This window comes from Bradyrhizobium sp. YR681 (genome assembly GCF_000282615.1).
In the GTDB taxonomy this organism is placed as follows: domain Bacteria; phylum Pseudomonadota; class Alphaproteobacteria; order Rhizobiales; family Xanthobacteraceae; genus Bradyrhizobium.
In genome coordinates this window covers 17,008-29,905 of record NZ_AKIY01000022.1, presented here as the reverse complement: position 1 = coordinate 29,905, position 12,898 = coordinate 17,008, and the positions used below count along the sequence as shown (strand labels likewise).

General features: G+C 65.3%; 12 protein-coding genes. 6 read left to right on the top strand and 6 right to left on the bottom strand.

Annotated elements, in window-relative coordinates; all coding sequences use genetic code 11:
• Window positions 1-458: YjbE family putative metal transport protein (locus PMI42_RS03770; RefSeq protein WP_008130732.1), on the bottom strand; the 458-nt coding region annotated here is incomplete at its 3' end.
• 44 nt (window positions 459-502) lie between these two features.
• Window positions 503-925 carry a nucleoside-diphosphate kinase gene (gene ndk, locus PMI42_RS03765; RefSeq protein WP_008130731.1) on the bottom strand — a complete coding sequence of 141 codons (423 nt, stop codon included), beginning with the start codon at window positions 923-925 and terminating at the stop codon, window positions 503-505.
• A gap of 310 nt (window positions 926-1,235) precedes the next feature.
• On the opposite strand from ndk, the gene PMI42_RS03760 reads away from it, so the two are divergent.
• The 3 genes from PMI42_RS03760 (at window position 1,236) to PMI42_RS03750 (ending at window position 3,821) form a co-directional block, all read left to right on the top strand.
• Complete coding sequence (locus PMI42_RS03760) at window positions 1,236-1,493, top strand: hypothetical protein (RefSeq protein ID WP_008130729.1); 258 nt, start codon at window positions 1,236-1,238, stop codon at window positions 1,491-1,493.
• A gap of 230 nt (window positions 1,494-1,723) precedes the next feature.
• Entirely contained in the window at window positions 1,724-1,903 is a 180-nt protein-coding gene (locus PMI42_RS03755) for a hypothetical protein (protein ID WP_008130728.1), read from the top strand.
• A 55-nt stretch (window positions 1,904-1,958) separates the two neighbouring features.
• Window positions 1,959-3,821, top strand: coding sequence for an ABC-F family ATP-binding cassette domain-containing protein (locus PMI42_RS03750; RefSeq protein WP_008130727.1), 1,863 nt, complete (start codon window positions 1,959-1,961; stop codon window positions 3,819-3,821).
• 94 nt (window positions 3,822-3,915) lie between these two features.
• Here the strand turns inward: PMI42_RS03750 and PMI42_RS03745 are convergent, their stop codons facing one another.
• The 4 genes from PMI42_RS03745 to PMI42_RS03730 form a co-directional block, all read right to left on the bottom strand.
• Window positions 3,916-4,881, bottom strand: coding sequence for a tripartite tricarboxylate transporter substrate-binding protein (locus PMI42_RS03745; protein WP_008130726.1), 966 nt, complete (start codon window positions 4,879-4,881; stop codon window positions 3,916-3,918).
• Window positions 4,882-5,153: 272 nt separating this feature from the next.
• A complete protein-coding gene (locus PMI42_RS03740; RefSeq protein WP_193376317.1) occupies window positions 5,154-5,648 on the bottom strand; it encodes a hypothetical protein in 495 nt (164 codons plus the stop codon).
• 166 nt (window positions 5,649-5,814) lie between these two features.
• The gene (locus PMI42_RS03735) at window positions 5,815-6,267 is read right to left on the bottom strand and encodes a DNA polymerase III subunit chi (RefSeq protein WP_008130724.1); all 453 of its coding nucleotides are present in this window, start codon (window positions 6,265-6,267) and stop codon (window positions 5,815-5,817) included.
• A 6-nt stretch (window positions 6,268-6,273) separates the two neighbouring features.
• A complete protein-coding gene (locus PMI42_RS03730) occupies window positions 6,274-7,773 on the bottom strand; it encodes a leucyl aminopeptidase (protein ID WP_008130723.1) in 1,500 nt (499 codons plus the stop codon).
• A 341-nt stretch (window positions 7,774-8,114) separates the two neighbouring features.
• Here PMI42_RS03730 and lptF point away from each other — a divergent pair, with 341 nt between their 5' ends.
• The 3 genes from lptF to PMI42_RS03715 are packed head-to-tail and all read left to right on the top strand — an operon-like array spanning window position 8,115 to window position 12,864.
• Window positions 8,115-9,284, top strand: a complete 1,170-nt coding sequence (lptF, locus tag PMI42_RS03725) for an LPS export ABC transporter permease LptF (RefSeq protein ID WP_008130722.1) — start codon at window positions 8,115-8,117, stop codon at window positions 9,282-9,284.
• Window positions 9,281-10,378, top strand: coding sequence for an LPS export ABC transporter permease LptG (gene lptG, locus PMI42_RS03720; RefSeq protein ID WP_008130721.1), 1,098 nt, complete (start codon window positions 9,281-9,283; stop codon window positions 10,376-10,378). The genes lptF and lptG overlap by 4 nt, the downstream gene beginning before the upstream one ends.
• Entirely contained in the window at window positions 10,378-12,864 is a 2,487-nt protein-coding gene (locus tag PMI42_RS03715) for an LPS-assembly protein LptD (RefSeq protein WP_008130720.1), read from the top strand. The genes lptG and PMI42_RS03715 overlap by 1 nt, the downstream gene beginning before the upstream one ends.
• Window positions 12,865-12,898: the final 34 nt, after the last annotated feature.

The window sequence follows — 12,898 nt, the reverse complement described above, 5'->3', positions numbered from 1 at the left end:
TTGGCAGCCGCCGCCACAGCGATGACGTTGTCGAGGCTCATGACGATGTCGGCGACGACGACGATCTGCACCGCCTGCCACAGATGCGAGGCGGACTCGACACCGTCCTCGTCCTCCTGTTCCGGCACCAGGAGCTTGGCCGCGATCACGATCAGTGCGAGACCGCCGACGAGCTTGAGATAAGGCAGCTCCATCAGGCTCGCGACGATGCCGGTGAAGATGATCCGCAGCAGCACAGCCGCGCCGGCGCCGAAGATCATGCCCCACAGCCGGTGCCGCGGCTTCAGGCCGCGGCAGGCGAGCGCGATCACCAGCGCGTTGTCGCCGGACAAAAGGATGTTGATCCAGATGATCTTGCCGACCGCGATCCAGAAGGTCGGCTCGGCCATCTCGTTGCGGAACTGGGTGAAGAATGCCCCGATCGTAGCGGGATCGAAGATCTGCCAGAGCCAGTTCACAATGAGTCCTTTCGCCCCAGGGGCCTAAACTAGCGGCTGATGGATCAGCCGACGATCTCGTTGCCCGAGAAGAACTGCGCGATCTCGATCGCGGCGGTCTCCGGCGCATCCGAACCATGCGCGGAATTCTCGCCGATTGACTTTGCGTAGAGCTTGCGGATGGTGCCCTCGGCCGCCTTGGACGGATCGGTCGCGCCCATCGCGTCGCGGTACTTGGCGACAGCGCCCTCGCCTTCCAGCACCTGGACGACGACCGGGCCCGAGGTCATGAACTCGACGAGCTCGCCGAAGAACGGGCGGGCCTTGTGGACCGCATAGAAGGTCTCGGCCTGTTCCTTGGTCATGCGGATGCGCTTCTGCGCGACGATGCGCAGGCCCGCCTTTTCGATCACGGCGTTGACCGCACCGGTCAGGTTGCGCGCGGTCGCATCGGGCTTGATGATCGAGAAAGTGCGTTCGATGGCCATAATCTTGTCCTTGAGAAGAAAGCGGTGGTCTTGAGTTGCGGGGCTTATATCGGCGCCTTTGCCATACGGCAAGCGACCGCCAAAACCGACTCACGGGCGCTTCGCCGCAGGCGGCCCCGCCGTATTTGGGCGTTGATTACCGAGATTTCACCCAGATGAACCCAATCTGAAGGGCCCGTCAGGGTTTGGTTCAGCCTCGCCGGCGTAAGGTCGGGTCTATCGAAACCGAAGCTTGATCGTCAGGCGGACCGTTTCGGCGGCCTTTCCATCGGCGCGATAGCCCCGCGCCGGCAGTTCTGAGGAGATCACCATGTTGAGGAAACTTTCGCTTGCCGCTGTCGCCGCGGTTGCGCTGGGTGCCGCGCTGGCCCCGACCTCGGCCTCCGCACACTGGCATGGCGGCGGCTGGGGCTTCCACGGTGGTGGTGGCTGGCACGGCGGCGGCCACCGCTGGGGCGGACCGCGCTTCTACGCCCCCGTCTCCTACGGTTATGGCGGCTGCTATGTGCGCCGGCTGGTCCCGACCCCCTGGGGACCCCGCTGGCGGATGATCAACCGCTGCTACTGAGCCCGACAGCACCTTTCAACAAGCACCTTTCCACAGGTACCGACGCCCCCCAGGTACCTTCCAAGCGAAGCCCCGGCGTTCCCCCCAGCGCCGGGGCTTTGTATTTGGGCCGGCGCGACGAATTCATACAATTTTGACTGGAATGCCCGGCATTCCTCACGGCCGGCGAAACCATTTGGGGGGCCAATGACTTGGTACCGTGTCGTTACCTAGAGAACACGGAACCTGCGATGGCCAGCCTTCTTGCCAATGACAGCGAGCAAATGGACCGGCGCACCAGCCGCTCGATTTGCGATGCCGTGGGCGAGCGGCTCCAGCAGAGCCTGCGCCCCGAACCCCGGCTGCCGACGCATCTTGAACAGCTCCTCGACCAGTTGAAGAAACGCGACCGCGAGAGCGGCGCGCACTGACCGGCCACACGGAAAAACGGGTTGCGTTTGGCCCCGGCTGCGGTGACAAGGCCGCATGCTTGCGATCACCGACCTCTCCATCCGCCTCGCCGGACGCCTTTTGATTGACCAGAGTTCCGTGCAGATCACGCCGGGCTCGCGCGTCGGCATGGTCGGACGCAACGGCACCGGCAAGTCCACCTTGTTCAAGGTGATCCGCGGCGAGCTTTCGGCCGAGCACGGCACGGTGAGCCTGCCGCCGCGCTGGCGCGTGGGCAGCCTCGCCCAGGAGGCGCCGAACGGCCCGGAGAGCCTGATCTCCGTCGTGCTCAAGGCCGATCTCGAACGCGACGCGCTGCTGCACGAAGCGGAGAGCGCGACCGACCCGCACCGGATCGCCGAGATCCAGACCCGGTTGGTCGACATCGACGCCCACTCGGCGCCGAGCCGGGCGGCTGCGATCCTGTCCGGCCTCGGCTTCTCCGCCGCCGACCAGCTGCGCCCCTGCGCCGAATTCTCCGGCGGCTGGCGCATGCGCGTCGCGCTGGCCGCGACGCTGTTCGCAGCCCCCGACCTGTTGCTGCTCGACGAGCCCACCAACTATCTCGACCTCGAGGGCACGCTGTGGCTTGAGGATCACCTCGCCCATTATCCGCGCACGGTGATCGTGATCAGCCATGACCGCGACCTCCTGGAAAGCTCGGTCGACCAGATCCTGCATCTGGAGCGCGGCAAGCTCACGCTCTACAAGGGCAGCTATTCCTCCTTCGAGGAGCAGCGCGCCGCACGCGAGCTGCTCGATGCCAAGGCGGTCAAGCGCCAGGAGGCCGAGCGCGCCCGCCTGCAAGCCTTCGTCGACCGTTTCAAGGCCAAGGCCTCGAAAGCCCGGCAGGCACAATCACGCGTGAAAATGCTGGAGCGGCTGAAGCCGATCACGGCGCTGGTCACCGAGGACGTGCGCGAGATCTCCTTTCCCGCGCCGGAGAAAATCCTGTCGCCGCCGATCATCGCGGTGGACAACGCCGCGGTCGGCTACGATCCGGCGACGCCGGTGCTCGGTCGTGTCACCCTGCGCATCGACAATGACGACCGCATCGCGCTGCTGGGCGCCAACGGCAACGGCAAGTCGACGCTCGTGAAGCTGCTCGCAGGACGGCTCGCCCCGTTCTCCGGCAAGGTGACGCGCGCCGACAAGCTCTCGATCGCCTATTTCGCGCAGCATCAGCTCGACGAGCTGAACGAGGACGGCTCCGCCTACGACCACGTCCGCAAGCTGATGGGCGATGCGCCCGAGGCCAAGGTGCGCGCACGCGCCGGCGCGATCGGCTTCTCCGGCAAGGCCGCCGACACCAAGGTCAGCAAATTGTCGGGCGGCGAGAAGGCGCGGCTCCTCCTGGGCCTTGCGACCTTCTTCGGCCCCAACATGATCATCTTGGACGAGCCGACCAACCACCTCGACATCGACAGCCGCGCCGCGCTTGCCGAAGCCATCAACGAATTCCCCGGCGCCGTCATCATGGTCTCGCATGATCGCTATCTGATCGAGGCCTGCGCCGACCGGCTTTGGATCGTCGCCGACCGCACCGTCACCAATTACGACGGCGACCTCGACGAGTACCGCCGCCTGGTGCTGTCCGCGCGCAACAGCGAACCCGCGCCGCGCGAGCGCAGCGTCGCGGCCGAGAAGCCGCAGCGCCCGAGATCGGACAATCGCGGCTCGCTGAAGAAGCGCATCGCCGAAGCCGAGAGCGAGATCGCCCGCGTCACCGACATCATCGCCAAGATCGACACCGCCCTGTCCCTCCCCGACATCTTCACGCGCGACCCCAAGCAGGCCGCGCAACTGTCAAAGGCCCGCGCCAATGCCGCCGACGCGCTGGCGCGCGCCGAGGAGCAGTGGCTGGAGGCGAGCTCGCAGTTCGACGAGGCGGCGGGATAGATCAAAAATCTCGAAACAACCCCATGCACAGTACGGGTAATAAATTACCCGCATCCAAGCCATCGAACGGCTTTAACTTTGCGGATCGTCCCGCTCAATCCGCGTACTGTCCCGCCGCCTTGATGATGGGGGCCCAACGGTCGACCTCGCTGGCCAGCATCGCGCCCAGCGCCTCCGGCGTCGCCTTGTCCTGAGGGACCGGCTCGGTGTTGATGTCGTTGAACCGGGCGATCAGCACGGGATCCCTCAGTGCCGCCTGAAGCGCGGCCGTCAGCTTCTGAACGATCGCGGGCGGCGTGCCCTTGGGGGCATAGAGGCCGTGCCAGACGCCGAGCTCGAAGCCCTTGAGGCCGGCCTCGTCGGCCGTCGGCAGATCGGGCAGGCTCTTCAGCCGCTCCTTGGTGGTGACCGCGTAGGCCTTGACCTGCTTGGCCGCGATCGGCCCGGTCGTGTTCGTCGCCTGGTCGCAGGTCAGATCGATCTGCCGGCCGAGAAGGTCGTTCATGATCGGACCATTGCCCTTGTAGGGGATCGTGGTGAGCTGCTTCTGGATCGCCGTCATGAACAGCATGCCGCACAGGTGCGATGCCGCGCCCAGCCCGGCATTGGCGTAGGTCAGCTTGTCGCCCTGCTGCTGGGCGTAGGCGACCAGCTCCTTGAGCGTGTCGGCCGGGAAATCGGGACGCGCGATGATGGTCATCGGCGCGTTGGTCACGAGCCCGATCGGTGCAAACGCCGTCTTCGTGTCATAGCTGAGATTGCGGTACAGCGTGGCTGCGGTCGAGATGCCGACATGATGGACGAGCAGCGTGTAGCCGTCCGGCTGGGCGCGCGCGGCGCGGGTCGTACCGATGGTGCCGCCGGCGCCGGTCGCGTTCTCGACGATGATCTGCTGCCCGAGCGATTTCGACATGCCGGCCGCGGTCAGGCGCGCGATGGTGTCGGTCGGCCCGCCGGCGGCGTACGGCACCAGCACGGTGATGGGCCTCGTCGGATAGTCCTGTGCGGCTGCCGCGCCGAGCGACAGAAGCAGAGCCGACACGATCGTGATGAAACGCATGCTTTCCTCCGGATTCCCTATCGCGCCATAGAAGCGCATCCGGGGCCGCGCGGCCATCGGGGAAAGCGAACTCGGCAAAAGTGTCGCAAGCACGATCATGATGGGCGGCGGCCCGATACGCGACGAGATGTTCAATCGTCAACGCTGTTCAGGCACTTCGGAAAGCCGCGTCGCACTTTTCCGCATCCATGACTGGAAGAAACGCGAGCGATGCGACGAGCCATGGCGAAGATGCAAGGGAAGGACGGCCATGGCCGTCCCGCGCGCTCGCCTTACGCCGACTTCTTCTTCGGCTTCGGCTTGGTCGCCTTCGGCATCACCGGCGCTTCCGGGTTGCCCTCGATCGAGGACAGGCGGCCGGCCGTGAAGGTGTAGATGCCGGCGCGCGGGCCGGTGTTCCAGGTGACGACGGCAACGCGGCGGCCGGCGGCGTCACCGGAGAGGCTGACATTCGAGGGCGCGCCGATGCCGCGCACCACGTCGCATTCGGTGTGGCCGAGCGCGACCGTGCCGCCCATCGGAGCCGGCGACGTCGTCGATGCGTTGGCATCGGCCGGTCCAGGCGGCGGCGCCATGCCGGGACAGGCGCCGTCGGCGCTGACCAGATCCTCGGCGGCCACAGGTTTGTCGGGGGTCAGCGGCGGCGATTCAATCGAGATGTTCTTGATGAAGAGGCGGCCGGGTCGCTGGAACCATTCTGCATCCTTCGACAGCAGATCGGTCCCGGCGCCCGAGCAGCCCGCGACCAGCGGTGCCATGGCGGCCAACGCAATTATGAGCGAGCTGGGAAGCTTTTGATGTCGCACGATAAACTAAATTCCCCGCGTGAAGGACCGGCCCTAAACGATTGTCCCAACATCACTTTGCGGCACGAAGGTGGCCGACGCCAGCATTGCCACGAAAGTGCAAATTATCATTAATTGCAAACGACCGCTAATTCCGACGCTGCCACCGGCCCCGTTCGTCGGCCTGCCAATAGGTGACATCAAATCCCTTGGTCTTGCAATCCGTCCAGGCACTGCGGGCCAAGGCCAGCGCGTCCGGATCGTCGCCGTTGAACAGCAGCACCATGCGCTCATAGCCCTGCGCGTCCTGCGGCAGCGCGGCATTGTCGACCAGGAAGCGGACATTGGCGCCGTTGGGATTGCCCTCCTCGATCGCCAGCACGATCGGCTGATCGGCGGCGTCGTTCACCCGCCATGTCGCGTGCGGCAGGAAGGAATCGTCGCGATAGGTCCACAGATGCGCATCCAGCGCATCGGCACGCTCCTCCGAGGTCGATTGCACCACGACGCGCCAGCCGCGCTCGAGCGATTTCTCGAGAAGCGGCGGCAACACGTTCTCCACCGTCATGTTTTGCAGATGGTAGAAAAGGACTTCGGTCATCTCAGTTCATTTGCGCTCGTAGTGATCTGCGACCAATCGATCAAGAAGCCGGACGCCGTAGCCGCTGCCCCAGCTCTGGTTGATGTCGGTCTTCGGCGCGCCCATGGCGGTGCCGGCGATGTCGAGATGCGCCCAGGGCGTGCCGTCGACGAAGCGCTGGAGGAACTGGGCCGCGGTGATCGAGCCGCCGTGACGGCCGCCGGTGTTCTTCATGTCGGCGAACTGGGAATCGATCAGCTTGTCGTATTCGGGGCCGAGCGGCATGCGCCAGACCTTCTCCCCGCTCTCGATGCCGGCCGCGTGCAGGCGCTCGGCGAGCTCGTCGTTGTTGGAGAACATGCCGGCATGCTCGGTGCCGAGCGCGACCATGATGGCACCGGTCAGCGTCGCCAGATCCACCATGAATTTCGGCTTGGTCTTTTTCGCGACATACCAGAGCACGTCCGCCAGCACGAGGCGGCCTTCGGCATCGGTGTTGATGATCTCGATGGTCTGGCCCGACATCGAGGTGACGATGTCGCCCGGCCGCTGCGCATTGCCGTCGGGCATGTTCTCGACGAGGCCGATGGCGCCGACCACATTGGCCTTGGCTTTGCGCGCCGCGAGCGCATGCATCAGGCCGACGACGCAGGCAGCTCCGCCCATATCGCCCTTCATGTCCTCCATGCTGCCGGCCGGCTTGATCGAGATGCCGCCGGTGTCGAAGCAGACGCCCTTGCCGACGAAGGCGACCGGCGCCTCGTCCTTCTTGCCGCCGTCCCAGCGCATGATCACGGTGCGGCTCGGCCGCGACGACCCCTGGCCGACGCCGAGCAGCGCGCCCATGCCGAGCTTGTCCATCGCCTTGACGTCGAGCACCTCGACCTTGACGCCGAGCTTGCGGAGCTGACTGGCGCGGCGCGCAAACTCCTCGGGGAACAGCACATTCGGCGGCTCGTTGACGAGGTCGCGCGCGATGATCACGCCGTCGACGACATGGCCGGCCGAGGCAAACGCCTTCTTCGCGGCGGCGGCATCGCCGACCGCAAGCGAGACGTCGGCCCGCACGCCGCCCTCCTCGCCGTCCTTCTTTTTCGTCTTGTAGCGGTCGAACTTGTAGGCCCGCAGCCGCAGGCCCGACGCGATCGCGATCGCCTGCTCGCTTCCCATGGCGCCATCTGGCAGTTCCGCCATGATGGTCATGGCAGCGGCGCCAGCCGAGAGCTTGCTTGCCGCCACGCCGCCGAATTTCAGGAAGTCGTTGGCCTTCAGGCTCGCCGGCTTGCCGGCGCCGATCACGATCAGGCGGGTGGTCTTCACCCCCTCCGGTGCCAGGATGTCGAGGGCCGCGCCGCTTTTACCCTTGAAGCCGGCCGCGGAGGCCGCCCGCTTGACGAGATCGGCGGCCCCGCCCAGCGCCTTGGCCGTCGCCGGGCCCAGCTTCAAGCCGTCGTCACAGAACACGACCAGGATGCCACGGGCGGCTGATGACAATGGGACGAAGCCGACCTTGATGGCATCTGACATGGGTAACTCCTCAAGAACATGGGGCTTTTTGCTGCCCAGCGGTCCCGGCCACGGGCCGGAGCTGAACGGCGATTCACTGAACTTCCGCCACTATGGGCCACCGGCCCGGCAGATGCCAAGCACCAGCCGTGGCAGCCATGCCACAAGAGGGAAATATTAACCATATATTGATGGCGCCACGGGGCGGCCATTTTGTTGACGGATCAAAGGGATGGTAGTGAGAAAGTAAGCCGGCGGAAGAGGTGGTTGGCCGACCTTGGGGATCCCCTGATCGGGGATTGGTTGGGCAACCGGACTTCCGGCCTGCATTGGGGTCTTGGTGGGGATTCGTGCGGTAGCGCATGGGGTCGATCGATAGGTATATCTTCCGCACGACGCTGGCGTCGTTTGCGCTGGTCCTGGTCAGCCTCACCGGCGTGATCTGGATTACGCAGGCGTTGCGCGGCATCGACCTGATGACGAGCCAGGGTCAGACCATCCTGACCTTCCTCGGCATCACCAGCCTCGTCGTGCCCGCGCTCGTGCTGATCATCTCGCCGATCGCGCTGATGATCGCGATCTCGCACACGCTGAACAAGCTCGCGACCGATTCCGAGATCATCGTGATGAATGCCGCCGGCTTCTCGCCGTTCCGGCTGTTCTATCCGTTCTTCTACGCCACCTGCGTGGTGGCGGCGCTGGTTGCCTTCATCGCAGCCTATCTCGCTCCCGACGGCATGCGGCGGATCAAGCAGTGGGACGCCGAGATCACCGCCGACGTGCTCACCAACATCCTCCAGCCCGGCCGCTTCGCCCAGCTCGACAAGAACCTCACGATCCGCATCCGCGAGCGCCAGCCCGGCGGCATCCTGGCCGGCATCTTCATCGACGACCGGCGCGATCCCAACGAACGCGTCTCGATCGTCGCCGAGCGCGGCGAGGTCGTGAAGAACGACACCGGTTCGTTCCTGGTGCTGGAGACCGGCAATCTCCAGCGCTTCGAGGCGGGCAAGCGCGATCCCGCGCTGGTCGCCTTCGGCCGCTACGGCTTCGACATGTCGAAATTCTCGGGCCAGGGCCGCGACGTCACCCTCGGCATCCGCGAGCGCTATCTCTGGGAGCTGTTCTCCCCGTCCGAGGATGATCCCGTCTACAAGCAGATTCCCGGCCAGTTCCGCTCGGCCCTCCATGACAGCCTGCTGGCGCCGATCTATCCGTTCGCCTTTGCCGTGCTGACCTTCGCCTTCCTCGGCGCGCCGCGCACCACCCGCCAGAGCCGCAATTTCTCGATCGGCTCGTCGATCATCGCAGTGTTCGGCCTGCGCATGGCCGGCTTCGCCTGCTCGGTGATGGCGGTGAAGTCGCCGGCCCCGGTGCTGATCCAGTACGTCATGGTACTGGGCGCCATCGGCCTCGGGCTCTGGCTGATCGTCGGCGGCATCGTGGTCGAGCCGCCGGCCCGCCTCATGGAGGCCATCAACCGATCGAACGCGCGGATCGCGCGGCTGTTCAGACGGCCGGTCACCGCATGAGCATGCTCACCAACACACTCGGGCGCTATTTCGCCGGCCGCTTCGTGGTCGCGGCGCTCGGCGTGTTCGCCAGCATCTTCCTGCTGCTGGTGCTGGTCGACTACATCGAGATGGTGCGCAAGACCTCCGGCCTTGCATCCGCCTCGGCGCTCATGGTGGCCGAGACCTCGCTGTTCCGGGTGCCGCAGCTGCTCGAGAAGCTGACGCCGTTCTGCATGCTGATCGGCGCCATGACCTGCTATCTCGCCCTCTCCCGCCGCCTCGAGCTGGTGGTCGCGCGCGCCGCCGGCATCTCGGCGTGGCAGTTCATTTCGCCGGCGCTCGGCAGCGCGCTGCTGATCGGGGTGATCGCCACCGTCGCCTACAATCCGATGTCGGCCAACCTGCGCGAGCTCTCCAAGCGCATGGAAGCCGAGCTGTTCGGCTCGGCGCCCGGCGGCGGCATCCAGGATGCGTCGGGCTTCTGGCTGAATCAGGTGACGAGCGACGGCCAGACCATCATCAACGCGGCGCGCAGCGAGCAGCAGGGCGTCCGGCTGACCGGGCTTACCCTGTTCCGGTTTGACACAAAGCAGCACTTCCTGGAGCGGGTCGAGGCGCGCGAGGCGACGCTCGAATCCGGCCGCTGGCTGTTCAAGGGCGTGCGCCGTTTCTCGCTCGACTCGCCGCCGGTCGACCAGGCCACGTTGGAAATTCCGACGACGCTGACCGAGGCCCAGGTCCGCAACAGCTTTTCCACACCCGAGACTGTGTCCTTTTGGCAACTACCGGGCTACATCAGTTCGTCCGAGAGCTCGGGGTTCGCGACAGCCGGATATCGACTCCAGTATCAGAAGCTGCTGGCACAGCCGTTTTTGCTGGCCGCGATGGTGATGCTCGCGGCCTCGGTGTCGTTGCGTTTCTTCCGGATGGGCGGCGTGCAGAAGATGGTTTTGAGTGGCGTGGGCGCAGGCTTTCTGCTCTACGTTTTGTCGAAAGTGACTGAAGATTTGAGCAAGGCTGAGTTGATGCATCCGATCGCTGCGGCGTGGTTGCCCGTGGTGGTGGGCGGCCTCACCGGCTTTTTGGCCTTGTTGTATCAGGAGGACGGTTAGTGACTGCCGTCCATCGAGGGCTCGTGTCTCGTTTGACGCGGCGTACCGTGGTGCGCGCGAACGGATGCGGCTTGTCCATTCGCCGGCTGCTGCTGGCGATTGCCGCCGCAGCATCGCTCGGCGGGCTGATGGATGTTGCCGCCGTGGCCCCCGCCTCCGCCCAGAGCTTCACCTACAATCCGCTGCCGCCGCGCCCCAAGCCGCCGAAAGCCGCCAACGACAACCAGATGCTGGTTCAGGCGACCGAGGTCGATTACGACTACAACAATTCGCGCGTCTCCGCGGTCGGTAACGTCCAGCTGTTCTACAACGGCACCAGCGTCGAGGCCGACAAGGTCATCTACGACCAGAAGACCAAGCGCCTGCATGCCGAAGGCAACATCCGCATGACGGATGCCGACGGCAAGATCACCTATGCCGAGATCATGGATCTGTCGGACGACTACCGCGACGGCTTCGTCGATTCGCTGCGCGTGGACACCGCCGACCAGACCCGCATGGCCGCGAGCCGCGCCGACCGCTCCAACGGCAATTACACGGTGTTCGAGAACGGCGTCTACACGGCCTGCGCGCCGTGCAAGGACGATCCGAAGAAGCCACCGCTCTGGCAGGTCAAGGGTGCGCGCATCATCCACGACCAGCAGGAGAAGATGCTGTATTTTGAGACGGCACAGCTCGAATTCTTCGGCGTGCCGCTCGCCTACATGCCCTATTTCTCGACGCCCGACCCGACCGTGAAGCGCAAGACCGGTTTCCTGATGCCGGGCTTCACCTCGAACTCGTCGACCTACGGCTACGCCGTCGAGGTTCCGTTCTATTGGGCGATCGCGCCCGACATGGACGCAACCTTCAACCCGCGCATCACGTCCAGGCAGGGCGTGCTGTTCCAGGCCGAATTCCGCCAGCGCCTGATGGACGGCGCCTACCAGGTGCGCGCCTACGGCATCGACCAGCTCGATCAGGGCGCGTTCGCCGGGCTGCCGGGTGACCGCCAGTTCCGCGGCGCCGTCGACACCAAGGGTCAGTTCGCGCTGAACGACAAATGGGTCTGGGGTTGGGACGGCGTCCTGATGTCGGACTACTACTTCTTCTCGGACTATCGCCTCGCGCAGTACCGCGATCCGCTCGGCTCGTTCCTGAACCTGCCGACCGACGCGATCTCGCAGCTCTATCTGACCGGCGTCGGCAACCGCAGCTTCTTCGACGCGCGCACGATGTACTGGCTGAGCTACTCGGGCAACCAGAGCCAGGTGCCGGTCGTCTACCCCGTGATCGACTATTCGAACGTGCTCAACTATCCCGTCTTCGGCGGCGAGTTCAGCTACAAGACCAATTTCGTGAACCTGTCGCGCGACACCGCGGTGTTCGATCCGATCACGACGCTCGCCAACACCAACAGCCTGTGCACGACGGCGTCGGCCGACCCGCTCGCGCGCACGCCGTCGCAGTGCCTGCTGCGCGGCTTCCCCGGCACCTATACCCGCCTGACGGCCGAGGCGCAGTGGCGCAAGTCCTACACCGACCCGTTCGGCGAGATCTGGACGCCGTTCGCGATCCTGCGCGCCGACGCGATCAACTCCTCGATCTCCAACCAGCCGGGCGTGTCGAACTACTTGCCCACCGGCGACACCCAGGCGCTGCGCCTGATGCCGACCGTCGGTCTGGAATACCGCTACCCCTTCATCAACGTTCAGCCCTGGGGCTCGACCACCGTCGAGCCGATCGCCCAGATCATCATCCGCCCGAACGAGACCTATGCCGGCAAGTTCCCGAACGAGGACGCCCAGAGCATGGTGTTCGACGCCTCGAACCTGTTCAGCGTCGACAAGTTCTCCGGCTACGACCGCGTCGAGGGCGGCGGCCGCGCCAATGTCGGCGTGCAGGCCACCACGCAGTTCGACAAGGGCGGCGCCGTCAAGGTGCTGTTCGGCCAGTCCTACCAGCTGTTCGGCATGAACTCCTACGCGGTCCAGGATTCGATCAATACGGGCCTCGATTCCGGCCTCGACAAGCCGCGCTCCGACTACGTGGCGAGCGCCAGCTACTCGCCCAACAGCACCTATACGTTCAGTGTCCGCTCCCGCATGGACGAGCAGACCTGGAACATCCAGCGCTTCGAGGCGGAAGGCCGCGCCAACTTCAATCGCTGGTCGATCAGCATGATGTACGGCAATTACGCGCCGCAGCCGGAGCTCGGCTACCTGACGCGCCGCGAGGGCATCCTGACCTCAGGCTCGCTCAAGGTCGCGGCCAATTGGGTGGTGACGGGTTCGGCGCGCTGGGACCTCGAGGCCAACAAGATCAACCAGTATGTGGTCGGCGCCGGCTATGTCGACGATTGCTTCGTGCTGGCGGCGAACTACGTAACTTCGTATAGCTACTCCGCGGGCTCGACGCCGCCCGTGCTGAGCCACGCGTTCATGTTCCAGATCGGCCTGCGCACGCTGGCGACCTCGACGGGGTCCAGCTCTTCCGGCCTGCAATGAACCATTTGAAGTGACGGCCGGGCGTTCCCGATCG